This is a genomic window from Bradyrhizobium sp. USDA 4474 (assembly GCF_054057515.1).
In genome coordinates, this window is record NZ_JBSRZJ010000002.1 from 1,120,496 (window position 1) to 1,144,953 (window position 24,458).

Annotated in this window: 22 protein-coding genes and 2 pseudogenes; 7 read left to right on the plus strand and 17 right to left on the minus strand. The window is 62.9% G+C overall.

The window, feature by feature from the left end; all coding sequences use genetic code 11:
• Window positions 1-25: 25 nt before the first annotated feature.
• Complete coding sequence (locus ACVW16_RS07095) at window positions 26-1,828, plus strand: ABC transporter ATP-binding protein (RefSeq protein ID WP_456735718.1); 1,803 nt, start codon at window positions 26-28, stop codon at window positions 1,826-1,828.
• A 35-nt stretch (window positions 1,829-1,863) separates the two neighbouring features.
• On the plus strand, window positions 1,864-2,565 hold the full coding sequence (locus ACVW16_RS07100) for a fumarylacetoacetate hydrolase family protein (protein ID WP_456735719.1): 702 nt from the start codon (window positions 1,864-1,866) through the stop codon (window positions 2,563-2,565).
• Between the two features lie 63 nt (window positions 2,566-2,628).
• On the opposite strand, the gene ACVW16_RS07105 is transcribed toward ACVW16_RS07100, so the two are convergent.
• The 4 genes and pseudogenes from ACVW16_RS07105 to ACVW16_RS07120 all read right to left on the minus strand — a co-directional run bounded on the left by ACVW16_RS07105 (window position 2,629) and on the right by ACVW16_RS07120 (window position 5,072).
• Complete coding sequence (locus ACVW16_RS07105; protein WP_456704606.1) at window positions 2,629-3,969, minus strand: MFS transporter; 1,341 nt, start codon at window positions 3,967-3,969, stop codon at window positions 2,629-2,631.
• A gap of 149 nt (window positions 3,970-4,118) precedes the next feature.
• A complete protein-coding gene (locus tag ACVW16_RS07110) occupies window positions 4,119-4,577 on the minus strand; it encodes a YybH family protein (protein WP_456735720.1) in 459 nt (152 codons plus the stop codon).
• A 137-nt stretch (window positions 4,578-4,714) separates the two neighbouring features.
• A pseudogene (locus tag ACVW16_RS07115) lies at window positions 4,715-4,874 on the minus strand (lipid A hydroxylase LpxO); the annotation flags it as partial.
• Window positions 4,875-4,916: 42 nt separating this feature from the next.
• The gene (locus ACVW16_RS07120) at window positions 4,917-5,072 is read right to left on the minus strand and encodes a hypothetical protein (protein ID WP_177243599.1); all 156 of its coding nucleotides are present in this window, start codon (window positions 5,070-5,072) and stop codon (window positions 4,917-4,919) included.
• 136 nt (window positions 5,073-5,208) lie between these two features.
• Between ACVW16_RS07120 and ACVW16_RS07125 the strand changes: the two are divergent.
• Window positions 5,209-5,460, plus strand: a pseudogene (locus ACVW16_RS07125) (YbfB/YjiJ family MFS transporter); the annotation flags it as partial.
• A gap of 16 nt (window positions 5,461-5,476) precedes the next feature.
• Here ACVW16_RS07125 and ACVW16_RS07130 read toward each other — a convergent pair.
• The 6 genes from ACVW16_RS07130 to ACVW16_RS07155 form a co-directional block, all read right to left on the minus strand.
• The gene (locus ACVW16_RS07130; protein WP_456735721.1) at window positions 5,477-6,136 is read right to left on the minus strand and encodes a phasin family protein; all 660 of its coding nucleotides are present in this window, start codon (window positions 6,134-6,136) and stop codon (window positions 5,477-5,479) included.
• Complete coding sequence (locus ACVW16_RS07135; RefSeq protein WP_456735722.1) at window positions 6,099-6,761, minus strand: nucleotide-binding protein; 663 nt, start codon at window positions 6,759-6,761, stop codon at window positions 6,099-6,101. Before ACVW16_RS07135 ends, ACVW16_RS07130 begins: the two co-directional genes overlap by 38 nt.
• 143 nt (window positions 6,762-6,904) lie before the next feature.
• Window positions 6,905-8,365 (minus strand): flavin-containing monooxygenase, encoded by a 1,461-nt coding sequence (locus ACVW16_RS07140; RefSeq protein ID WP_456738717.1) that lies wholly within the window; start codon window positions 8,363-8,365, stop codon window positions 6,905-6,907.
• Between the two features lie 158 nt (window positions 8,366-8,523).
• Window positions 8,524-9,945 carry an adenosylhomocysteinase gene (gene ahcY, locus ACVW16_RS07145; protein ID WP_456738718.1) on the minus strand — a complete coding sequence of 474 codons (1,422 nt, stop codon included), beginning with the start codon at window positions 9,943-9,945 and terminating at the stop codon, window positions 8,524-8,526.
• Between the two features lie 149 nt (window positions 9,946-10,094).
• Window positions 10,095-11,291: a methionine adenosyltransferase gene (gene metK, locus ACVW16_RS07150; RefSeq protein WP_456735724.1), complete on the minus strand. Its 1,197-nt coding sequence runs from the start codon at window positions 11,289-11,291 to the stop codon at window positions 10,095-10,097.
• Window positions 11,292-11,352: 61 nt separating this feature from the next.
• Window positions 11,353-12,708: a hypothetical protein gene (locus tag ACVW16_RS07155; protein ID WP_456704613.1), complete on the minus strand. Its 1,356-nt coding sequence runs from the start codon at window positions 12,706-12,708 to the stop codon at window positions 11,353-11,355.
• 164 nt (window positions 12,709-12,872) lie between these two features.
• Between ACVW16_RS07155 and ACVW16_RS07160 the strand changes: the two genes are divergently transcribed.
• From ACVW16_RS07160 to ACVW16_RS07170, 3 genes are all read left to right on the plus strand, one after another.
• Window positions 12,873-14,588: a caspase family protein gene (locus ACVW16_RS07160; RefSeq protein WP_456802322.1), complete on the plus strand. Its 1,716-nt coding sequence runs from the start codon at window positions 12,873-12,875 to the stop codon at window positions 14,586-14,588.
• A gap of 165 nt (window positions 14,589-14,753) precedes the next feature.
• On the plus strand, window positions 14,754-14,951 hold the full coding sequence (locus ACVW16_RS07165; RefSeq protein WP_456704615.1) for a DUF3311 domain-containing protein: 198 nt from the start codon (window positions 14,754-14,756) through the stop codon (window positions 14,949-14,951).
• Window positions 14,948-16,414: a sodium:solute symporter family protein gene (locus ACVW16_RS07170; protein WP_456735726.1), complete on the plus strand. Its 1,467-nt coding sequence runs from the start codon at window positions 14,948-14,950 to the stop codon at window positions 16,412-16,414. Before ACVW16_RS07165 ends, ACVW16_RS07170 begins: the two co-directional genes overlap by 4 nt.
• Before the next feature lie 192 nt (window positions 16,415-16,606).
• Here the strand turns inward: ACVW16_RS07170 and ACVW16_RS07175 are convergent, their stop codons facing one another.
• The 6 genes from ACVW16_RS07175 to ACVW16_RS07200 all read right to left on the minus strand — a co-directional run bounded on the left by ACVW16_RS07175 (window position 16,607) and on the right by ACVW16_RS07200 (window position 22,458).
• Window positions 16,607-17,725 carry a cobalamin-independent methionine synthase II family protein gene (locus ACVW16_RS07175; protein ID WP_456704617.1) on the minus strand — a complete coding sequence of 373 codons (1,119 nt, stop codon included), beginning with the start codon at window positions 17,723-17,725 and terminating at the stop codon, window positions 16,607-16,609.
• Between the two features lie 22 nt (window positions 17,726-17,747).
• Entirely contained in the window at window positions 17,748-18,464 is a 717-nt protein-coding gene (locus ACVW16_RS07180; protein ID WP_456704618.1) for an ABC transporter ATP-binding protein, read from the minus strand.
• Window positions 18,457-19,212, minus strand: a complete 756-nt coding sequence (locus tag ACVW16_RS07185; protein WP_456735727.1) for an ABC transporter ATP-binding protein — start codon at window positions 19,210-19,212, stop codon at window positions 18,457-18,459. The genes ACVW16_RS07180 and ACVW16_RS07185 overlap by 8 nt, the downstream gene beginning before the upstream one ends.
• A complete protein-coding gene (locus ACVW16_RS07190) occupies window positions 19,209-20,237 on the minus strand; it encodes a branched-chain amino acid ABC transporter permease (RefSeq protein ID WP_456735728.1) in 1,029 nt (342 codons plus the stop codon). Before ACVW16_RS07190 ends, ACVW16_RS07185 begins: the two co-directional genes overlap by 4 nt.
• Before the next feature lie 8 nt (window positions 20,238-20,245).
• Complete coding sequence (locus tag ACVW16_RS07195) at window positions 20,246-21,115, minus strand: branched-chain amino acid ABC transporter permease (RefSeq protein ID WP_456704621.1); 870 nt, start codon at window positions 21,113-21,115, stop codon at window positions 20,246-20,248.
• 164 nt (window positions 21,116-21,279) lie between these two features.
• A complete protein-coding gene (locus ACVW16_RS07200) occupies window positions 21,280-22,458 on the minus strand; it encodes an ABC transporter substrate-binding protein (protein WP_456704622.1) in 1,179 nt (392 codons plus the stop codon).
• 619 nt (window positions 22,459-23,077) lie between these two features.
• Here ACVW16_RS07200 and ACVW16_RS07205 point away from each other — a divergent pair.
• Window positions 23,078-23,371, plus strand: coding sequence for a hypothetical protein (locus tag ACVW16_RS07205; RefSeq protein ID WP_456704623.1), 294 nt, complete (start codon window positions 23,078-23,080; stop codon window positions 23,369-23,371).
• 64 nt (window positions 23,372-23,435) lie between these two features.
• On the opposite strand, the gene purU is transcribed toward ACVW16_RS07205, so the two are convergent.
• On the minus strand, window positions 23,436-24,299 hold the full coding sequence (gene purU, locus ACVW16_RS07210; protein WP_456704624.1) for a formyltetrahydrofolate deformylase: 864 nt from the start codon (window positions 24,297-24,299) through the stop codon (window positions 23,436-23,438).
• Window positions 24,300-24,458: the final 159 nt, after the last annotated feature.

The following is a 24,458-nucleotide window of genomic DNA, read 5'->3' on the forward strand; positions in this document are numbered from 1 at the left end:
CGCCTTGGCCGTCAATGGACCCCGGATGGCCCAGTTTCCAAAGAAAATCACCGACGATCCCTATGCGGCAGCGATTCTGATTCGCCGCCTGATCCTGGAACAGGGAGTCGTCTACTGGCGGCGCTACCTCGTTGCCTTTGCGCTGATGGCGGCTGCCGCAGGCTCAACCGCCGGCGCGACCTACGTGCTCGGCCAGGTCATCAACCAGGCCTATGTCGACAAGAACATCCCGGGCATCGCGATGTTCTCCGGCATCACGGTGATCCTGCTCTTCATCAAGGGCGTGGCGACCTACGGCCACATGGTGATCATGACCAAGATCAGCAACGCCATCCTCGCCACCAACCAGCGCCAGCTGTTCGCCAAGCTGATGCGCGAGAGCGTCGGCTTCTTTTCCGAGCGGCATTCGTCCGAATTTCTGGCGCGGCTGACTGCTGGTGCGAAATCCATCACCGACGTCCTCAATATGCTGGTCAACGCCGTCGGGCGCGACCTCATGATGCTGCTCGCCATGATCGGCGTCATGGTGTGGCAGGATCCGCTGATGTCGCTGATCGGCCTCGTCGCGGTGCCGCCGGCGATGCTGGTGCTGCGCAAGCTGGTCAAGCGCATCAAGGGTCTCGCCCACAATCAGTTCACCGGCACCGCCGACATCCTGGAGACGATGCAGGAGTCTCTCCAGGGTATCCGCACGGTGAAGGCGTTCACGCTCGAAGACACCATGCAGAGCCGCATCGACGAGAACATCGCGATCGTCGAGCGCAACGCCAACAAGATGGCCCGCGTCGCCAACCGCTCCAACCCGCTGATGGAAATGCTCGGCGGCTTCGCCGTTGCCGGCTGCCTGCTCTATGGCGGCTACAGCGTTGTCGCGCTCAACGCCACGCCCGGCGCGTTCTTCTCCTTCATGACCGCTTTCCTGATGGCGACCGAGCCGGCCAAGCGGCTGGCGCGGCTCAACATCGATCTCAACAGCCAGCTGGTCGGCGCGCGTATGCTGCTCGAAGTGGTCGACAGCCCGGCGAGCGAGCATTCCGACGACGACAAGCCCGCACTGAAGCTGTCCGACGCGCGGATCGAGTTCCGCGACGTCAGCTTCGCCTACCGCACCAACGAGACCGTGCTCAACCGCATGAGCTTCGTTGCCGAACCCGGCAAGGTCACGGCGCTGGTCGGCCCCTCCGGCGGCGGCAAGTCGACCGTGCTGGCGCTGCTCTTGCGCTTCTACGAGCTGACGCAAGGCGACATCGTGATCGACGGCCAGTCGATCGGCACGATCTCGCGCAAATCGCTCCGGGCGCAGACCGCCTATGTCGGCCAGGACGTCTATCTGTTCCGCGACACCATCCGCAACAACATCGCCTTCGGCAAACCGGGCGCGAGCGAGGACGAGATCATCGAGGCGGCGAAGGCCGCTTGCGCGCATGATTTCATCATGGGCTTCCCGCTCGGCTACGACACGCCGGTCGGTGAGCACGGCACGCAGCTCTCCGGCGGGCAGCGCCAGCGAATTGCGGTCGCCCGCGCGCTGATCAAGAACGCACCGATCATCCTGCTGGACGAAGCCACCGCCGCGCTCGACTCGGAGTCCGAGCGGCAGGTGCAGGAGGCGATCGAGCATCTCTGCCAGAACCGCACCACCCTCGTGATCGCGCACCGCCTGCACACCATCATGCACGCCGACGCGATCGTGGTGGTCGAGGGCGGCGAGATTGTCGAGCAGGGTCGGCATGACGAGTTGCTGCGCCGCGGAGGTCGCTACGCGTCGTTCTTCCGCCTGCAGCATTACGATGCCGGCGCGCTGGCGCCGATCAGCGCAACCGCATAGAATTCCCTCCACCCCAAGAGCAGCGAGACTTCTTCATGAACGCCGCCTCCTACGTCATCCCGCTTCCCCCTCAGGCTTCGCTCCCCGTCGTCGGCGAGACCGGCCGTTATCCGGTGCGCCGCATCTGGTGCGTCGGTCGCAATTATCTCGAACATATCCGCGAGATGGGCAATGACGAGCGCGCGCCGCCGTTCTTCTTCGCCAAGCACGCCGACATGCTGGTGCCTGACGGCGCGACCATTCCCTATCCGCCGCTGACCAAGGATCTGCATCATGAGGTCGAGCTGATCGTGGCGATGAAGAGCGGCGGGCTGAACATCCCCGCCGACAAGGCGCTCGACCACGTCTACGGCTATGCCGTCGGCATCGACCTGACCCGCCGCGACCTCCAGATCGCCTCGCGCAAGAAGGAGCGTCCCTGGGAGGTCGGCAAGTCGTTCGACGGCTCCGCGCCGTGCTCCGCGGTGCAGCCGGCTTCGAAGATCGGCCATCCCGCCAAGGGCAAGATCTGGCTCACGGTCAACGGCAAGGAAGCTCAGAAAGGCGATCTGACCGAGCTGATCTGGAACGTGCCCGAGATCGTCTGGCAGCTCTCGCAACAGGTGAAGCTTGCCGCCGGAGACATCATCATGACGGGCACGCCGGCTGGGGTGTCGCAGCTCCAGCCCGGCGACAAGCTCGAATGCGGCGTCGACGGCGTCGGCACGCTGAAGGTCTCGATCGGGCAGCCGGAGTAAGGCTGATCTCGAGATCACGGGAAAGGCAGAGCCCCGGACATCGCGTCCGGGGCTTTTGTGCTCTCAAGTTCGCCGCTCGTGCGCGCCCGCTGCGTTGATGTCCTTCCCGGTGTAATCGGTCATCATCGCGGTCGCGACCAGCGTCATGACTGCGCAAATCGCGATGTAGACGGCAATGGCGGTCGCCGACTGGAACTTGCCGAACAGCCAGGTGGCGATCAGCGGCGCGGGACCGCCGGCGATCACCGATGCGAGTTGATAGCCGAGCGAGGAGCCGCTGTAGCGCAGGCGTCCGGTAAAGCTCTCGGCAATCAAGGCGGCTTGCGGCCCGTACTGCATGTCGTGCGGAATCAGCGACAGAATGATTGCCAGGAAGATGATGCTCAGCGAGCCGGTATTGAGCATCGCGAAATAGATGAAGCCGAAGATGCCCGTCGCGGCAGCGCCGAGCATATACATGTTCTTGCGGCCGATCTGATCGGAGATGTGCCCGCACAGCGGGATCGAGACGAACGACAGCACCGACGCCGAGAGCACCGCGGTCAGCAGGAAGTCGCGTGAAACGTGCAGGGTACCGATGCCATAGGAGAACACGAAGGCGGTGAAGATGTAGAACGGCGCCTGCTCGGACATGCGGGCGAAGGCCGACAGAAGAATTTCCTTCGGGTATTCCCGGATGACGGTCAGCATCGGCGTGCGGTCGACCTGACGTTCAGCCACGAGCTTCGAGAATACAGGCGTTTCGAGAATGCCGAGCCGGATGTAGAGGCCGACACCGACCAGGATGATGCTGAGCGCAAACGGAATGCGCCAGCCCCACGCCAGGAACTGATCGCCCGCCATCTGGCTGAACGCCAGCACGGCGAGATTGGCCAGGAACAGGCCGCAGGGCACGCCGAATTGCGGCCATGATGCGACCAATCCCCGGGAATGGTCGTTGCGGGCCCACTCCATCGACATCAGCACCGAGCCACCCCACTCGCCGCCGACGCCGACGCCCTGAATGAATCGCAGCACGGTCAGGATCACCGCGCCCCAGATGCCGATGCTGGCATAGGTCGGCACCACGGCCACTGCGGCGGTCGCCAGTCCCATCAGGAGCAGCGTCGCGATCAGCGTCGATTTACGTCCGATGCGGTCGCCATAGTGCCCAAAGATTGCCGCGCCGATTGGGCGCGCGACGAAGCCGACCGCATAGATCGCAAACGCCTCTAGCGTACCAACCCAGGGATCGGAGTGCGGAAAGAACAGCTTTGCGAAAACCAGACCCGTGACGGTGCTATAGAGAAAAAAATCGTACCACTCGATCGCAGTCCCGATCGTGGAGGCGATCACGGCGCGACGAAGCTGGAGCTGATGCTCGGATGCAGTGAGTCGGGTGGCGTCGAAGCCGAGTGTTGCCATGGGAATGTTCTCCCGGACAGGCCCCCGGTTGCGCGTTTCATCGGTTATTCGTTGCGGAACCAACGATATCGGGTTCCAAGGGTTCCAGCCGGGGCGGAATGAGCAGCTAACACTTTAGTCGGCCGATAAATCCGGCAATGGCTGCTGTACTACCGGGCCTTCACCGCCCGATTGGCGTAGCTCGCCTGCGGCACACCGCGGTTGAGCGACATGTGCGAGTGCACGCACAGCCAACCAACGGCATTCCTCGAAAAGATCATGGTCGCCCGGCCCGGGCGGGGAAATACGCTGCCGTCGGGATGATAGCCAGTGCTCGTCCATGGCGCGATCACTGTCGCCATCGCGCCGTCAGGCGATGCCAGAACCGAGATCTGATCAAGCACGAAGCGGAAGTCGGTCGTCTTGGGCCAGACGTTGTCCCATTGCGTGGTGACCCATTGGTCCAGGCCCGGGATGACGTCATTATGCGTACCGAAGGCCAGCACATCCGGATGGAAGAGCGGCCGCGCCGAAGCATAGTCGACCTCGCGGACATAGCGAGCAAAGACATCCAACCACTCGCGGAAGAATTGGACAATCTCGGTGTTCGCAATTGGCAACGGGCCCATTGCCTGCTCCAGGTTTGGCGGCTAAATCGCGGCAACCTTGTTGCCATGGACCGACGCGTGCAGCAAGATTCGGTCGCACAGACTGCATCAAAACACGACACGGATGTCTCGGATGTCGTGCCGCGGTTTATCCGGTCCTTCCGGCCATTTTTGAAGGACGAGTAGAGGCCCCAATCGTTGTTCTTGGCGGCCGCCGATAAAACCTCCGTCGAACAGGCCAACGGCTTCGTCGCGCATGGTCTCCCAATTCTGGCTGAGCGGCTTGAGCTCGGGAAACTGCTCGACCGGGATCACCGGCCCGACCGTCGAGACCAAGTAGATTCGATTGCGCGTGTTCGGTCACGCCCGGGACAGTGCCTGGAGACCCTTGAAAGTCAGGCGCTTGGGGTCCGTAACGCCAGCGAGATAGAGTTGGCGAATAAAGGCGATGACGGCGTCGCGGTCGCAATCGGTCAGCGCGACGACGGCGTCGACCGCAATCTTCTGGGCTTCCATTGGGCTCACCTCGGCCTTGCGAGTAACCCGGCCGAAACAGGCTAGGACACATCCGTTAATCAGGCGTTAACCGTTCCGCGAGGATGCCCGATTCCCCCCGGTGGCCCTATACGCAAAACAGCGCTGCATTCCTGAGCCGCTGGTGCTCGGGCGCATCCACGAGGTTGTCCCGCACTCGGCTGAACAGCAACGCGCGACTTGGAGCCACGCCACGACAAGCCTTGCGTTGCTCCAGGCGGCCGCCGCCTGCGGCTTCTCCGGGATTTACGCGGCAGACCGGCGGCGACTATCTCGTCTTGTTCGCCCCGGTGGCGGCGCCGTGGTGCTGGCGCTCGCGATCGACATTGGCCTCGCCCTCATTGTCCCGCGCAGATCCCGAGCGCGATGACGCCAGGCGCGCGGTGCTATCTGGGCCCGGGATTCATCATGTTCTGAGCAACCGATTTCAGCAACTCGGCTTGCTTCAGGACCAACTCACATTGCTTTCGCGCATGCGTGCTCGACAGCTCGACCAACTCCGCCAGCGTTCTCGCCCGGCCCAATTCCCGCGCATACTCCAAGGTCGCACCCGCATTGATTTTCATCAGTTCGAGCACGACCAGACGACACTCAGCTGCCGTTCCAATCGCCTCGATGAGGTGACTTTCCGTGGCGCCGGTTGCCTTGGCATCCGATGTCGTACCGTCAAGCCGCGGCTTTGCGAGGTCCTTTGCGAGGTTCTTGGCGAAATCCAGCGCAGCGTGAGCACCAGTTTTCATGCCGTCCAGAGCGCGGGCCTGGCACTCCTTGGCCAAGTCCACGATGAGATCAGTGCTGGTGCTGTCCGGAGGTTCCGACCTTGCAGCGATAACGCTGGCCGGTTCTTGTGCCGGAACAGGCATCGGAGCGGGTACTGCCTGCGCGATCTGCGGCGCATCTTGAACGGTTGCGGTGACCGAGCCCGGCGCCATCGCCAAGCCCTCGTCGACGGCGCGGCTCACTTCGGCCGCCAGTTCCAGCAGTGAGCGACGCCCGGTGCGTGCAATGTCAGCAGGCTGTCTTGAGCGCGGCTTGCCCATGATCATTCGACTCCACGGTAAGACGCTCCGAGATCCACCCCCATAGCGCCACAATTTCCTCCGAGGCTTTTCCCTCCGGCGCGAACTCGGTCACGCCCAGCCCAGCCCCGAGCGCATCCTGGTGGTCGTTACGCTGCCCGATGAAAGGAAGCGCAAGCACGCCGAGCGAGTTGAGCGACGCGGCAGCTTCGCTCAGCCGAGACCCCCGTGTGGGCGTTTGATTGAGGACGAAGGCAAACCGGCGATTGAGCCTGCGAATAGCGATTAGCGTAGGTATTGCGGCTTCGATATCGGCCGGACTCGGACGCGCCGGGATGAGACAAAGATCGGCACAGGCGATGGCGCGCGTCGCCAAAACGTTGTTCGTGGCAGCGGTGTCGATGATTGCGAGCCAAATCCCGTCAGCCTGCAGACGAGATATCACCGGCTCGATTTCGGCGGCATCCGCAACGCGCTCGACGCGAGGATAGGGATTCTCGCGGCGTTCTCTCCATTTCGAGATCGTACCTTGCGCGTCCGCCTCGATGAGAGCGACGCGCTCAGAGCGCCGCATCGCTGCCATCGCCAGGCCAACGGACAGGGTGCTCTTACCGCTTCCGCCTTTTTGCGTGACCACAGCAAGGACGTGCATGTCGCGCGCTCTCCCTAAGACGGCAACGAACCGGAACTCATGCGTTGTCGGAAATAAATTGCATTGCGACGCAGCAACACTACCGGAGGTCGCGATTCGTCTCAAGAGATCGCGAGGCCTCGCCGGTAACATGCGGAGCGGGATCAGGAATACTGCATCACGCCGTCGTCGATTCGGCCGAAGCGCAAGGAAACGATGTCGAGGGCGTAGTTCTGGTACAGCCGCCACGGCTGCTTGGAGCCCTGCTTGGGCATCTTCGCGACCGAACGCTGCACATAGCCCGAGGTAAAATCGAGCGACGGCTGCGCGGTAATATCCGGGTCGGCATTGTGCGGCATGCACTGGCGGAAATTATGCCGGTCCATGTAGTTGATGAGCCGGCAGACATATTCGCAGGTGAGATCGCATTTCAGCGTCCAGGAGGCGTTGGTGTAGCCGAAGGCGGACGCGATGTTCGGCACGTCGGCATACATCATGCCCTTGTAGGTCAGTGTGTTGGCGAAATCGACGGCGCGGCCGTCGACGCTCACCTCGAGGCCGCCGACGACCTGAAGCACCAGGCCCGTCGCCGTCACGATGATGTCGGCGCGGAGTTCGCTGCCGTCCTTCAGACGGATGCCGTCGTGCGTAAAAGTGTCGATCTCGCAGGTGACGACGGTGGCGCGCTTTTCTCTGATCGCCTTGAAGAGGTCGCCGTCGGGCACGAGACAGAGCCGCTGGTCCCAGGGATTGTAGCGCGGCGTGAAATGCGTGGCGATGTCGTAATCCGGCCCGAGCGCAGCGCGCACCCCGCCGAGGATCAGGTTCTTCACCTTGTCCGGTCGCCGCCGGCTGAGCTGGAAGAAGAACATCCCCCACAAGACGTTGCGCCAGCGGATCACATGATAGGCAAGCCGCGTCGGCAGGTTGCGGCGCAATTTGTTGGCGATCGGATCCTGCGCGGGGCGCGACACGACGTAGGTGGGCGAACGCTGGAGCATGGTGACCTGTGCGGCTTTCTTGGCGAGCTCCGGCACCAGGGTCACCGCGGTCGCACCCGAGCCGATCACGACAACGCGCTTTCCGGCGTAGTCGATATCCTCCGTCCATTTCTGCGGATGCACGATGCGGCCGGCGAAATCCGCAACGCCCGCAAACTCCGGTGTGTAACCTGCCTCGTATTTATAGTAGCCCGCACACATGAACAGGAAATTGCAGGTGAAGCGCACAAGCTCCATCGCTCCCTCGCCTGCCGTGCGCTCGACCTCCACGGTCCATCGCGCCTCAGCCGTGGACCATGCCGCACGCTTGACGCGATGACGGAAGCGAACGTGCTTCTCGATGCCGTTCTCCACTGCCGTCTCGCGGACGTAATTCAGGATCTGCGGTCCGTCGGCGATCGCCTTCGGATCGGTCCACGGCTTGAAGGAATAGCCGAGCGTGAACATGTCGCTGTCGGAGCGGATGCCGGGATAGCGAAACAGGTCCCACGTGCCGCCGATGCAGTCGCGCCCCTCCAGGATGACGTAGCTCTTGCCCGGGCACCTGGTCTGGAGATGATAGCCCGCGCCGATGCCTGATAGCCCGGCACCGACGATGAGCACGTCGAAATGTTCTTGCTGCATGGTTACCTCCGCCGGACGTGGATTGTCAGACCATCGCTGACGCCCGTCAATCGGCAATCGGCCGCCGGCACCACCGGGGGCAGCGCCCGTCGTCTCCAGCCCACAAACAGAAAAGCCCCGGATCGCTCCGGGGCTTCTGATGTCTTGAGGCGATCGGCTCAGTAGCGATAGTGATCGCTCTTGTACGGCCCTTCCTGCTTGACGCCGATGTAGTCCGCCTGGTCCTTGCGCAGCTCGGTCAGCTTGACGCCGATCTTGGCGAGATGCAGGCGCGCGACCTTCTCGTCGAGCGTCTTCGGCAGCACATAGACTTCCTTCTTGTACTTGCCGTCCTTGTTGTTGGCGAACAGCTCGATCTGCGCCAGCGTCTGGTTGGTGAAGGAGGCCGACATCACGAAGGACGGATGGCCCATCGCATTGCCGAGGTTCACCAGACGCCCCTCCGACAGCAGGATGATGCGGTGCTTGTCGGGGAATTCGATCTCGTCGACCTGAGGCTTGATGTTGGTCCACTTCAGATTGCGCAGGGACGCGATCTGGATCTCGTTGTCGAAGTGACCGATGTTGCAGACGATGGCGCGATCCTTCATCGCGCGCATGTGCTCGATGGTGATGATGTCCTTGTTGCCGGTCGCGGTGACGAAGATGTCGGCGCGGGGCGCGGCATCTTCCATGGTCGTGACCTCATAGCCCTCCATCGAAGCCTGCAGCGCGCAGATCGGATCGACTTCTGACACCATGACGCGACAGCCGGCCTGGCGCAGCGAAGCCGCCGAGCCCTTGCCGACGTCGCCGAAGCCCGCGACCATCGCGATCTTGCCCGACATCATCACGTCGGTGCCGCGGCGGATGCCGTCGACCAGCGATTCACGGCAGCCATAGAGATTGTCGAACTTCGACTTGGTCACGCTGTCGTTGACGTTGATCGCCGGCCACAGCAGCGTGCCGGCTTTCTGCATGTCATAAAGCCGATGCACGCCCGTGGTGGTCTCTTCGGAAACGCCCTTGATGCTCTCGGCGATACCCGCGAAGTAGCCCTTCGGCTTTTCCTTGAGCTGCTTCTTCAGCAGCGCGAAGAAGACTTCCTCTTCTTCCGAGCCCGGCTTGTCCAGGAACGCCGTGTCGCCCTTCTCGGCGCGCAGACCGAGATGGACGTACATGGTGGCGTCGCCGCCGTCGTCGAGGATCATGTTCGGGTGACCGCCGCCGTGCCAGTCGAACAGCTTGGCGGTGTAGTCCCAGTAATCCTTCAGCGTCTCACCCTTGACGGCGAACACCGGAATGCCGGCGGCCGCGATCGCGGCAGCAGCGTGGTCCTGTGTCGAATAGATGTTGCATGAGACCCAGCGGATGTCGGCGCCGAGCGCTGCCAGCGTCTCGATCAGCACGCCGGTCTGAATGGTCATGTGCAGGGAGCCTGCGATGCGCGCCCCCTTCAGCGGCTGCTTCGGGCCGTACTCCTCGCGGGTGGCCATCAGGCCGGGCATCTCGGTCTCGGCGAGCGAGAGTTCCTTGCGGCCGAAATCGGCGAGCGAAATGTCCTTGACGATGTAATCGGTAAAGCCGGGCTTCGCGTTCATTGCGAGTGTCCTGTTGTTGTATTGGTCATTCCGGGCGCCTCGACGAGGCGAACTACGGTGCGCAGTTGCGCACCTGAGATTCTCGATTTGATGATGGGAATCCCGGGTTCGTTTGCCTGTCGCGAGCGAACCCGGGAGGACGCACAAAATCAGACAGCGCGCTTGAGCGCTTCGACGAGATCGGTCTTCTCCCAGGAGAAGCCGCCCTCGTTGTCGGGCGTGCGGCCGAAATGGCCATAAGCCGACGTGCGCGCGTAGATCGGGCGGTTGAGATCGAGATGGCTGCGGATGCCGCGCGGGGTGAGGTCCATCGCCTTCGCGGCGGCCTTCTCGAGCTGATCCTCGGACACTTTACCGGTGCCGTGGGTGTCGATGTAGATCGACAGGGGACGCGCCACGCCGATGGCATAAGCCAGCTGCAGCGTGCAGCGGTCGGCGAGACCAGCCGCGACGATGTTCTTGGCGACGTAACGCGCAGCATAGGCCGCCGAACGGTCGACCTTGGTCGGATCCTTGCCGGAGAACGCGCCGCCGCCGTGCGGAGCCGCGCCACCGTAAGTGTCGACGATGATCTTGCGGCCGGTCAGACCGGAGTCGCCGTCGGGGCCGCCGATGAAGAACTTGCCGGTCGGGTTGATGTGCCAGATGGTCTTCGGCGTGATCCAGTCCTTCGGCAGCGCCTCCCGCACATAGGGCTCGACGATGTCGCGGATCTGCTTGGACGAGATGTCCTCGACCAGATGCTGGTGCGACACCACGATCTCGCGCACGCCGACGGGCTTGCCGTTCTCGTACTGCACGGTGACCTGGCTCTTGGAATCAGGACCGAGCACCTTCTCCTTGCCGGAGTGACGGGCTTCCGAGATGAGGCGGAGGATCTTGTGGGCGTAGAAGATCGGCGCCGGCATCAGGTCGGGCGTCTCATTGGTGGCGTAACCGAACATGATGCCCTGGTCGCCAGCGCCCTCCTCCTTGACTTCGCCCGGCTGGAGCGCGTCGACGCCCTGGGCAATGTCGGCTGACTGCGGATGCAGCAGGATCTCGATGTCGGCCTTTTCCCAGTGGAAGCCGTCCTGCTCGTAGCCGATGTCCTTGATGGCGTCGCGCACGACGCTCTCGATCTGCTCATTGCTGACCGACTTCGGGCCACGGGTCTCGCCCGCGATCACGACCTTGTTGGTGGTCGCGAGCGTCTCGCAGGCGGCGCGGATCTGCCACGGGTCAATGCCGGCTTTCGGCCCTTCGCGGTAGAACAGGTCGACGATTTCGTCGGAAATCCGGTCGCAGACCTTGTCCGGATGGCCTTCGGACACGGACTCGCTGGTGAAGAGATAGGACGCGCGCATCAGTAACCCCTTGTCCCGCCGCTCTCGGCGGTTCGTTTGCGATGTTTACCGTTGGATTATGTCAATCACGCCGGCGCGAGATGACGTAGGATTCGTCGAGAAACCAGAGCCCGTTGTACTTTCGCAGCACATCCCTGGCGGCATCCAGAGTGCGGCCGTTTTGAGTCATATCTGTCAACCGGTCGTCCTCAATCTGAGCGACATACACCGCCGCATTCCACGCTGCAAAGGCTGTCGAGGTTCCGATAGTACCCGTTACCTCGTTGGGCAGCGCTTCCATATCATACCTGAAGATCGAACGGTTATCCGCGTAGGCATTAAAATTTAAGTCACGGCCCAACGACCCAAGCTCATACTTAACGGCGCGCAATAGCTCGTGGCGGCTTACCGAGAAAGGATTTTCTCCGGGCCAGATCGCCTGGATCATTTCCATTCCTGGATCGTGACCATGGGAGTGAATACCGATCAGGCGGCCACCCGGCCGCAAGGCCTTGGCCAGTGGTGCAATGATCCGCTTGGCCCGGAAATTGACTGATGAAAGAGCCCGGTATGGCTGCGATGCGATCACCAGGTCGAAATTGGCCTCGGTCTGGCCCGGCCGCGGAATCGTCGAATCGAGCAAAAATCTGTGGTCGTCGCGGTAGAGCACGAGCACGACCGGCCGCTCATAGAGCGGCATGGCCGTGCGCGGGCTGATGGCTGCGCGCCAGTTCTGCTCCAGGAATGGCCTGAGCTCGGCGATCTGCTGCTCGAATTCGCCTGACGACGCGCCGCGCAGCGGGACCTCGTGCCAGACGGTGGCAGCTGCTGCTGCCGGCGACGCCGGCGTCAGCCACGGCGCCTCCGAGTAGAACATGTTTGTGAAGACGAAAACCGATGCCGGATGCTCGAAAATGCGGTCCGGGACCTTCTCCAGCGTCAGGCGCAGATCCTCGAGACTGAGCTCCTTGCCGGCGACATAGAACGGCATGTGCGGGTAACGCTGATGCGTGGCGCGCAGCACCCGCGCCAGCACCGTGCCGTCTCCGACGCCCGCGTCGAAAATGCGCAGCGCCGGCGGGCGCGGGTGGATGGTGGATAGCTCGAGTGCCACCCGGTCTGCGATCACCCGCTTCTCGCTGCAGGTGTGGACGAACAGCAGGTATTTCTGCCGGTTCTCGAAGAAGCGGAAATTGCCGCGTGGATCGCGCTTTTCCGGGGGTACCTGCAGTCCCCGCGGCGGCGGCATGCCGCCGGTCATGGAGGCCGCCATATAGGCCTGGATCCGCTCCAGCGTATCGATCGTGATGCGCTTGCCCTCGCGCAGCCGGTGCACGAGCTTCCCATCGTTCACCGCACGCCGGCCAAACGTCGATTCCGCCATGTCCGCCTTGCGGCAGAACTCGGTGATTTGGCTCAGGATTTCGTCGTTTTTCATGGATGGGACAAGAGTGGGCAGAAAAGTTGGGACCCGCTTCCTAGCAGCTTCTGCCCACTCAGGGAATACCGTTGGCTGCTTCACCCCAGGTCCTACGACGCGGGCGTGAACCCCAGTGGGTCACCGGGCAACAAACATGCACTTCTCCTCGGGAATCACCGCCCATGCGCCGCCAGCTCATCGCGCTCGCCTTGCTCGCCGCACCCCTTTGGTCCGCACCTGCATCAGCTCAGTCGCGCGGCCAGTTGGGCCCGCTCTGCACCACCGAGACCACGCCAGCCGACCAGATGGTCGACGCCTGCAGCAAGATCATCGCGCTGAAGGTTTTCAAGGGCGCGCAGCTCGCGACCGTCTATTTCTGGCGCGCCGTAGCCTGGAACAAGAAAGGCGACTACGCCAAGGTCATTGCCGACACCACGGAAGCGATCCGGCTTCAGCCGGGCCAGGCGGTCTACAATCTCAGGGGCTCGGCCTATTACGACAAGGGCGACTACGACATCGCGATCGCGGATTTCGACGATGCGCTGAAGATCGGGCCGCCAAGCGGCATCATCTTCCACAACCGCGGTAATGCCTGGCGCGGCAAAGGCGACTACGCCAAGGCGATCGCCGATTACGATATGTCGATCAAATCAGATCCGAGATCGGCGTTCTCGTTCCAGAACCGTGGCATTGCAAAGGAGGCGCTCGGCGACCTGGACGGAGCGCTCACCGACATCAACCAGGCGATCCGGCTCGATCCGACGCTGCCGCAGCCGCTGATCAACCGTACCGCGATCTGGCGCGCCAGAGGCGATCTCGATCGCGCCATTGCCGACGGCAGCGCTGCGATCCGGCTCGCCAAGGACAAGCCGCCGGTCAACGTCTTGACGCCGCCGAACAGCGTGCTGATCTCCGCCTATACAAATCGCGCCCTGGCCTACGAAGCCAAGGGCGACTACGCGCACGCAAAAGACGACTACAACGCCACGCTTGCGATCGTGGCCTCCGATGCCGGCAGCAAGGCCAACCAGGCCACCGCAAGAGTGAGGCTGTCGCTGGTGACGGACGCCGCCGCGCCGATCCCGCAGGAGGCGCCCTCGCCGACGGCGGCTCCTCCTCCACAGCAGACGGAGGCAAAGCCTCCACTCTCGCCTGCGTCCTCGCCTTCACCTGCCGCTCGCGGCATCCGCATGGCACTTGTCATCGGCAACGGCGCCTACGCCCATGTGAAGGCGTTGCCCAATCCGCCCAACGACGCACGCGCCGTTGCGAAAAGCCTGCGCGACGTCGGCTTCACCGTCTCGGAGGGCATCGACCTCGACCGCGCAGCGATGCAGAAGATGACGCGCGATTTCTTGCGTGAGGCGTCGCGGGCAAAAGTAGCCCTGGTCTATTATGCCGGCCACGGCGTGCAGGTCGATGCCCGCAACTATCTCATTCCCGTCGACGTCGAGCTGAAGCCCGGCACGAGCATGACGGATGCGATGATCGACATGGACACGATCCTGGCCGGCCTCGACGACCAGGTCCGCACCAACATCCTGATCTTCGATGCCTGCCGTAACAATCCAATGGCGCAGCAGACGGCAAGCGGCAACAGCCGCGGCCTCGAAGCCGCACCTGGCCTTGCCGCGCCGTCGAGCCTCGGCTCCGGCGCGACGTTAGGGGCCGGCACGCTGATCGCATTCGCAACGGCGCCAGGTCAGGTGGCGCTCGACGGCGAAGGCGCGAATTCACCGTTCTCCGCGGCGCTCTCCCGCCATCTCGGCACGCCCGGCCTCGAAGTCCAGCAGATGCTGACGCGGGTGCGGGCGGAGGTGGTGTCGACCACGAAGAGCAAGCAGGTGCCGTGGTCGAATTCGTCGCTGCTGGGAGAGGTCTATCTGGCGGAGAAGTGAGCGAGCACCTCGCGTCCAATTGCCGAGTCAGGGCAAGCAAGGAGGCACCAGCAATTCGGCGCGAGACCGGTCGAGAGCCGCCTGAACGCTTTCTTAGCCATTGGTAGCGGGCAGGAACTTTCACAAAAGGCATCTGTTCTCACCGGGAACAAGAGTCTTTTGTCCATGCGCAACATCCGCTGGATTGCCATTATCCCGTTCCTCGCGCTGATTGTCGGCCCGTTCTTCGTCAACCGGGTGGATCCGCTGATCCTCGGCCTGCCGTTCCTGCTGGCCTGGATCGTGCTGTGGATCCTGATCACGTCAGTCATCATGGCCGTGATCTACGCCGCTGATCCGGCCAACCGGGGGGATGAGACGTGAACGGTGCGCTACCCTTCATCGCGGCCGCCGCGCTGTTGGCGCTCGCGCTGGGCTTTCTCGCCCGTCGCGGCAAGAACATGAACCTGGAAGAGTGGACCGTTGGCGGGCGCGGCTTCGGCGCGATTTTCGTGTTCCTGCTGCTCGCCGGAGAGATCTACACCACCTTCACCTTCCTCGGGGGCAGCGGCTACGCCTATGGCAAGGGTGCGCCAGCCTATTACATTCTCGCTTATGGCACGCTGGCCTACGTGCTGTCCTATTTCATGCTGCCGCCGATCTGGCGCTATGCCAAGGAGCACCGGCTCTACTCCCAGTCGGACTTCTTCGTGCGCAAATATGATAGCCCGACTCTGGGTGTCATCGTCGCAATCGTCGATATCGTGGCGCTGATCCCCTACCTTGTTCTTCAGTTCAAGGGGCTCGGTATCATCGTCGAGGTCGCCGGCTATGGGGCGATCTCCTCCACCGTCGCGATCTGGACCGGCGCAATAGTCGTGGCAGCCTATGTGATGGTCTCGGGCGTGCACGGATCGGCCTGGACTGCCGTCGCCAAAGATCTCTTGATCCTCGTCGTCGTCATCTTCCTCGGGATTTACCTGCCCCATCACTACTACGGCGGGCTCGCGTCGATGTTCTCGGCGATCGAGCAGGCGAAGCCCGGATTCGCCGTGCTGCCGCCGCACGGTGAAAGCCTGTGGTGGTTCTCCTCGACCGTGCTGCTCACGGCGCTTGGGTTCTACATGTGGCCGCACAGCTTCGGCTCGATCTATACGGCGAGGAGCGCCAGGGTCATTCGCAAGAACGCGATCGTGCTGCCGCTATATCAGCTCATCCTGTTGTTCGTGTTCTTCGTCGGCTTCGCAGCGATCCTTCAGGTTCCGGGGCTCACTGGCCCGAACATCGATTTGGCGCTGTTCAAACTCTCGGTGAAGACATTCGACCCCTGGTTTGTCGGGGTGATCGGTGCGACCGGTGTGCTCACTGCGCTGGTACCTGGATCGATGATCCTGATGACTGCAGCGACCTTGATCGCCAACAATCTTTACCGCGCCCTCGACCCGTCGGCTGACGATCGAAGAGTGTCTCTGCTCGCAAAACTGCTGGTGCCGGTGGTGGCGCTGGTTGCGGTGTTCTTCACATTGAAGGGCGGAGAGACCATCGTGGCGTTGCTGCTGATGGGGTACAGCCTGGTCACCCAGCTGTTTCCATCGCTGGTGCTCAGCCTCGCGCAACGCAACGCCGCGACGCGCGAAGGCGCGATGGCGGGCATTATCGCCGGCGTTGCCACGGTCGCCGTCGTCAGCTTGACCGGCGTGAACTTCCACAAGCTGCCGTGGCTGCCGCCGGAGATCCAGGACCTCAACATCGGCATTGTCGCGCTGATCGTGAATTTCATCGTGCTGATCGCGGTGAGCGCCCTGACCCGACATGCCGCCGAGCCCGCTCGCGCTGCCGCGGAATAACACGACGCCGCGGCCTACCGACTAATCGTGGAGACTAATGGTGGAGAATGACAGCCGTTAGCGGTCGCGCCAAATTGTGCTGCCGCACGGCAATAGAGAGCAAAGCGGGCGTCGTTCACGTCACGCCGCCCGTATGGGTACACGTCGGTCACGCCCCGGATTTCGCGGGGCATGACGGCAGCACGAGGCAGCTTAATTGCCCCAAACTTCCTTCGCTATCTCGACCGCGAGGCTTAGCTTGGCCCACTGCTCTTCCTCGGAGAGGATATTGCCCTCTTCCGTGGAGGCAAAGCCGCACTGTGGCGACAGCGCGAGCTGCTCCAGCGGCGCGAACTTGGAAGCCTCTTCGAGACGACGCTTGATGTCGTCCTTCTTCTCGAGCTCGCCGAACTTCGAGGTGATGACGCCGACCACGACGACCTTGTTGCCCCTGGGCAGGAAGCGCAGCGGCTCGAAGCCGCCGGCGCGGTCGCTGTCGTATTCGAGGAAGTAGCCGTCGTAATTGGTGCCCGCGAGCATGGTCTCTGCCACCGGCTCATAGCCGCCCGAGGAAATCCAGGTCGAACGGAAATTGCCGCGGCAGACATGCGTGGTCACCACCATGTCGGCAGGTTTCTCGGCCAGCGCGTAGTTGATGATACGGGCGTAGATCTGCTGGAGACCGTCCGGATTGTCGCCGCGCTCGCGGGCCTTCTGCAACTCGTCGGGCGAGCAGAGATATGCCCATACGGTGTCGTCGAACTGCAGATAGCGGCAGCCGGCGTCGTAGAACGCCTTGACCGCCTTGCGGTAGGTCTTGCCGAGGTCTTCATAAAAGGCGTCGAGATCCGGATAGACATCCTTGGAGATCGACTTGCGGCCGCCACGGAAGTGCAGCACCGCCGGCGACGGGATCGTCATCTTGGCGGTGACGTGGGCCTGGTCGGCGACCTTCTTCAAGAAGCGGAAGTGGTCGAGCATCGGGTGATCGTCGGGGAAATCGAGCTTGTCGATCACCCGCACCGCGTCGTGACGGGTCTGCACGCCCGCGAACTGGATGCCCGTGTCGGGGTGGAATAGCTCGCAGCCGGTGAGCTTGGCCAGGAAGTCGAAATGCCACCAGGAGCGGCGGAATTCGCCGTCGGTCGCGAGCTTCAGGCCCACCGAGGCCTGCTTGTGCACGACCTTCTCGATCTCCATGTCCTCGATCTTGCGCAGATCCTCGGCCGAGATCTCGCCCTTCTCAAGCCGACTGCGGGCTTCCTTGATCTTGGCGGGACGCAGGAGGCTGCCGACTTCGTCGGCGCGGAAGGGGGCTTTGGTTCGCAGCATTTCTTAACTCCCAAGATGCTTCTTAATGGGCCGCCGCTCCTGCAACGCCGAGATGGCGCTCCAGGACCGACGGGTCGGTTTTCAGCGCGGCGCTCGGGCCGTCGTGGACGATCGTTCCGCGCTCCAATATCACAACACGGTCGGCGAGCCCCAGAATCTTTTGCGCGTTCTGCTCGACGATGATCGAGCAAATGCCGCCCGCGCGGGTGATGGCCCCGATTGCCTTCAGAAGCTCCTCGACGATGATGGGGGCGAGGCCCTCGGTCGGCTCGTCCAGCAGCAGGACCTTCGGATTGAGGGTGAGCGCGCGGCCGATCGCCAGCATCTGCTGCTCGCCGCCGGAGAGCTGGTTGCCGAAATTGCTGCGGCGTTCCTTCAGCCGAGGGAACATCTCATAGACCTTTTCGACGGTCCAGGGACCGGGCTGCGCCACCGCGGTCATGTTCTCTTCCACCGTCAGCGACCGGAAAATGTTGCGCTCCTGCGGCACCCAGCCGATTCCGGCACGCGCCCGCTGGTCGGGCCGCAAGCTCGTGACGTCAGTGCCGGCGAGCGTGACCGAGCCGGAGAAACGGCGGGTGACGCCGACGACGGAGTTGATCAGCGTGGTCTTGCCGGTGCCGTTGCGTCCCAGCAGCGCCAGTACCTGTCCTTCGGCAAGGCGCAAGGACATGTTGGGCAGCACCACGGCCTCTCCGTAGCCGGCACGCAGGGACTCGATCGCGAGCAAGTCAGACATTGACCGCCTCCTCGCCGAGATAGACCGCCTTCACTTGCGGATCACGCGCGACCTGGTCGGGCGGCCCCTCCGTCAGCAGGGCGCCGGAGACCAGTACCGAAATGCGGTCGGCAAACGAGAACACGAGATCCATGTCGTGCTCGATCAGCAACACGGTGACGTCGCGCGGCAGGCTGCCCACCACCGCGAGAATGTCGTGCCGCTCGCTCTCGGGTACGCCGGCGGCGGGCTCGTCCAGCAGCAGCACGCGCGGCTTGGCGGCAATGGCGACCGCGATCTCGAGCAGGCGCTGCTTGCCGTAGGGCAACGTCACGGTCTGCTCGTTCATGACGTCGAGCAGGTGGAAGCGCGTCAGGAGGTCGGCGATCTCGCCGTTGACGTCGCTGCGCGTCCCCATCCGCCGCCACCAGTCGCCGCCGTGGCCGAGGCGTTCGGAAACGGCGAGGCCGATGGTCTCGAGCGGGGTCAAATCAGCATAGAGCTGATTGATCTGGAAGGTGCGGGACAGACCGCGCAGCACGCGCCTGTGCACAGGCAGATCGGTGATGTCCTGGCCTTCGAGCAGGATGCGGCCGGAATTCGGCTTGAGCACGCCGGTGAGCTGGTTGATGACGGTGGTCTTGCCGGCGCCGTTCGGTCCGATCAGTGCATGGCGGGCGCCCTGCTCGATCCTGAGCGACAAGTCCCGGGTGACGCGCAGGCCGCCAAAGGTCTTTTCAAGATTTCGGGTTTCCAGCGCAATCGTCATGCGTCGCTCTCCGGCACGGTCACGATCGCCTTGCGGCCCCCAATCTGCTTGATCAGGAGGTTAGGAAGGTACAACGCGCCATAATGCAGGCGCTGGCGACCGACCAGCACGATCACGACCAGCACGACGCCGATCCAGAATTGCCAATATTGCGGAGTGATGGTGGAGAACACTTCCTGAAGGATGCGGAAGATCACCGCGCCGATCAGCCCGCCGTAGAGATAGCCGGTGCCGCCGATGACGAGCACCAGCATCAGATCGGCCGAGCGCTCGAAGGCGAACACGTCGAGCGAGGCGATGGCCGTGGTCTGGGTGAAGAGCGCGCCCGCGATGCCGGCATAGAACGCGGCCAGCGTATAGATCGCGATCAGGCGGCGGTTGACGGGGATGCCGATGGCGGCGGCACGCAGTGGATTGTTCTTGATCGCGCGCAGCGACAGGCCGAACGGCGAGTGCACAATGCGGCGGGCGAGCAGGAACAGCACGAACAGCACAGCCAGCGAATAGAAGAAGCCGGCCTTGCCGAACATGTCGAACGGGATCTGGCCGAGGATCGGCTGCATGTCGATGCCCTGCAGACCATCGGTGCCGCCGGTGATGTTCGAGAACCGTTCAGCGAGCGCCTCCAGCAGCAGCGCGATGCCGAGCGTCACCATCAGGCGGGTCAGGTCGACGCCGCGGATCACCAGGAAGCTGGCCGCGAATCCGAGCACCGTTGCGGCGAGGCCCGCCGCGATCAGCGCCAGCACAGGCTCATTGATGATGCCGTGCAACGCCAGCAATCCCGCCGCATAGGCGCCGACGCCGAAGAAGGCGGCGTGGCCGAGCGAAACGATGCCGGCATAGCCGAGGATGAGATCGAGCGACATCGCAAACAGCGCCAGCCGCAGGATGTCGGTCATGATCAGATAGCGCGAGGGAAACAGAAAGCCGCAGGCGAGCACGACAAGCCAGAAGGCCGCCTCGCCATAGTGCCAGCGCGCCTGCCGCTGGGTGTGGAAAGCGACGTCGGACGAAGCGCTCATCGGCGGACTCAACGCGCGGCCGCGCGGCCGAACAGGCCGTTCGGGCGCCAGATCAGGATCACGATCATCATGGTGTAGATCACGAAGGGCCCCATCTTGGGAACGTAATATTTGCCGGCGACGTCGCCGATGCCGAGCAGGAGCGAGGCCAAAAATGGTCCAGTGATCGAGGAAGAGCCGCCGACCGTGACCACGATCAGGAAGTAGATCATGAACTTCAGCGGGAAATACGGATCGAGGCCGAGGATTTCGGCGCTGAGCGCGCCGCCGAGGCCTGCAAGGCCGCAGCCGAAAGCAAAGGTGAAGGCGAACACCTGCGGCACGTTGATGCCGAGGCCGCTCGCGGCACGGGGATCATCGACCGCGGCGCGAAGGCGACTGCCGAAGCGGGTCTTGGCCAGCACCATCTGGAGGCCGACGGTGAGCAGGCCGCAGATCACGATGATCATCAGCCTGTAGCGGCCGATGCCGACGCCGAACACGTCGAACTGCCCCTGCAGCGCGGCCGGCAGGTTGATGAAGACGCGCGATGAACCCTGGATGTAGTCCACGGCCGCGACCGACATGAACGTCAAGCCGATGGTGAACAGCACCTGGTCGAGATGGCTGCGCGCATAGAGGTGCCGGTAGAGCGTGCGCTCGAGCACGATGCCGATCGCCGCGGCCGAGACGAAGGCAAGCGGCAAGGCCGCGAAGAAGGGCCAGCCGTGCTGATTCACCAGCAGCATGCAGACATACCCCCCGGCCATGGCGAAGGCGCCGTGGGCGAGATTGACGAAGTTCATCAGGCCGAGCGTGACCGCAAGCCCGCAAGCGAGCACGAACAGCAGCATGCCGTAGGCAACGCCATCGAACAGGTTGGTGAGGATCGAGGTCATCGGTCGTCGAATATCATCTCAAGTGTGGCCTGTTGCCGTCCTGCACCCCCTCCCCGCTGGCCGCGCAGAGGGCGCTTCAACAACGAAGACTCCCAGAGGAGGAAGCCCTCACCCGGCGCTTCGCGCCGACCTCTCCCGCAAGCGGGAGAGGTCGGAAGAGCGCGTCACTTCTTGGTCTTGCCGAGATCCTTGACGGCTTCGAAGGTCTGGAACTCGACATTGTAGAGTTCGCCGTCGACCTTCTCGACCTTGCGGATGTAGACGTTCTGGATGATGTCGCGCGTCTCCGGATCGATCGAGATCGGACCGCGCGGGCTCTCCCACTTCTGACCCTTCATGGCTTCGACAAGCTTGGTGCCATCCGTGTCGCCATTGGTCTTTTTCAGCGCCGCGTAGATCAGGTGAATGCCGTCATAGCCGCTCACCGCCATGAAGCCCGGACGGCTGCCGAACGCCTTCTTGTAGGCGGCGACGAAGTCCTTGTTCAGCTGCGAGGGATGCGCGGCCGAGTAGATATGCGCGGTCACGGTGCCGAGCACGGCATCGCCCATGTTGTTGAGCAGGTCGTCGTCGGTGACGTCGCCGGGGCCAATCACCTTGATGCCGGCCTTGTCGAGGCCGCGCTCGGCATATTGCTTCATGAAGTTGCCGCCCTGGCCCGCCGGGACGAACACGAAGATCGCGTCAGGCTTGGCATCCTTCATGCGCTGCAGGAACGGCGCGAAGTCGGGGTTGGCAAGCGGCGTCTTGACCTCTTCGACCACTTCGCCGCCACCGGCGGTGAAATGCTCCTTGAAGAAGTTGAGCGCGTCGTTGCCCGGCGCGTAGTCCGAGGTCAGCGTCGCCACCTTCTTGATGCCGTTCTTCACCGCCCAGTCGCCGATGATGGTCGAGGACTGCGCCAGCGTGAAGCTCGTGCGAACGATATAGGGGGAGCGCTCGGTGATGATGGAGGTACCGGCCGCCATTACGACTTCCGGAATCTTGGCCTGCGTCGCGAGGGGCGCGGCGGCGAGCGCCGCCGGCGTCACGCCGAAACCGCCGATGAAATTGACCTTGTCGTTGACGATCAGTTCCTGCGCCGCGGTCTTGGTCTTGTCCGGGATCGCCGCGTCGTCCTTGACGATGATCTCGATCTTCTTGCCGGCGACGGTGTCGCCGTTCTGCTGCATGTAGAGCTTGATCGCGTTCTCGATCTGCTTGCCGGTCGAGGCCTGACCCCCGGTCATCGGCAGGATCATGCCGACCTTGACAGTGTCTTCCGCCTTGGCCGGCGCGACGGCCGCCAGGCTCGCGATGGCGGCCGCTGCTGCGGTCCGTGAGAAAATCCTGCGTTCGAACATCAGATGTCCCTCCCCTTTTTCTTTCGCCTTGAACCGAGTGCCCGGCTCTTGCCTCACCCTAGCTCACAACCAAGCCATGTAGCGCGGCCACATGGCGTCCTCTGCAACCCCGCTGTCAATCGGACGTTCGGCGACCATTCGGCGCAAGCGCGTGACTGGACCGACGACAGCAGAGGGGGAGATGATCTGCGGTATTGAATTACCGAATCTTATTCTCTCTCAGAGGTTTGTACGCTTGTACAAATAAAATGGACCTGTCAACGAAAAACCAACTAGATGCGCGCCCCAGCCGATCGCGACCCTATTGGCATCCTAAGAATCCCCATCGCGATGTGGATGGAGTTTCCAGCCTCTCACTTGCAGAATTTGAACACGCGAGACGCTTGGCCGCTCCGGCGTCCGAGATACCCACGCCTCCAATCTCCGAGGCTGAATACGCAATGTATACTAGAATCGATTCAATCGCCGTCTCAAGGACAAAAATGTCCTATTATAATACCTCGGTTGTATACACCTGAATCGCTCCTCGAAATTGGCCCATTTTACCACTTGAAGGGAGTCCCGCCGCGGGGCTCTGTCCCGCGTCTCATCACCTGCGCCCGACCGCGCACTCTAGAAAATGCTCATGCGCTTCCGTCTGTTTTCGATAGCTGCCGCAGTCGTCCTGCTGGCCCTGAGCCTTGCGGGCTGCGGCACCGTCAACGAGAAGCTCTCGGCCGGCATGGGCGACTACGTCCCGCAATGGGCCGGCGGCCTGCCGGCGGACGCCCCGCCGCGCCCGGGCACGCCGCAATACGATGCCTACATGAAGGAACGCGAGCGCAAGCGGCTGATGCCTGCGGCGGATCGCGAGAAGGAAGAGCAGGCGCAGAAGGGCGCGACGGGCACCACTTCGAGCGATGCGGTACGCTGAGCGGGGCGAATGGCGATAGGCATTGGCGAGCATGCCCCGTTTTCAGTTCGCCACTCACAATTCGCTAGTCCACGAACACCACAGTCTTGCGGCCGTTGAGGATGACGCGGTCATCGAGGTGATATCGGATCGCACGCGCCAGCACTCGGCGCTCGATGTCGCGACCCTTGCGGACGAGGTCTTCCGGCGTATCGCGGTGGCTGATGCGCTCGACGTCCTGGTCGATGATCGGGCCCTCGTCGAGATCGCGGGTCACGTAATGGGCTGTCGCGCCGATCAGCTTCACGCCGCGCTCATGAGCCTGGTGATAGGGCTTTGCGCCCTTGAAGCCCGGCAGGAACGAGTGATGGATGTTGATGCAACGGCCGGACAGATTGGCCGACAGATCATCCGACAGGATCTGCATGTAGCGAGCGAGCACGACGAGATCGGTCCCGGTACTGGTGACGAGATCGAGGATCTGCGCCTCCTGCTCGCGCTTGGTCTCCTTGGTGACAGGCAGATAATGGAACGGGATACCGCCGAAATCGAGCCCTTCATAGACCTCGCGCGGGTGGTTGGAGACGATCGCGGCCAAGGTCATCGGCAATTCGCCGGTGCGCCAGCGATAGAGGATGTCGACCAGGCAGTGGTCGGACTTCGACACCAGCAGCATCACCTTGCGATGCGCGGCACGGTCACGCATCTGCCACTCCATGCCGAAGCGTTCGGCGATCGCAGCGAAGCCGGTCTGCAGCGCGGACAGTTCCACTGCGAGATCGGCCGCGGTGAACACCACGCGCATGAAGAACTTCCCGGTCTCGATGTCGTCGAACTGCTGGGCATCGAGAATGTTCTGTCCGGAATTCGCCAGGAAGGTCGACACCGCCGAGACGATGCCGGGACGATCCGGACAGGACAGGGTCAGAACGTATTGATGATCGGTCATGACTTCTGAAGAAACCGCTCGTGATGACGATTTGGGCAGGCTTCGCGGAACGACCCGCGATTTGCGCCCTGCTCTAGCACCAGGGCGACCCTTGCGCCAATCCCGACGACGGAGTCAGGATGAATCGACGATTGCAATTTGTTTGACTGACCGGAGCAC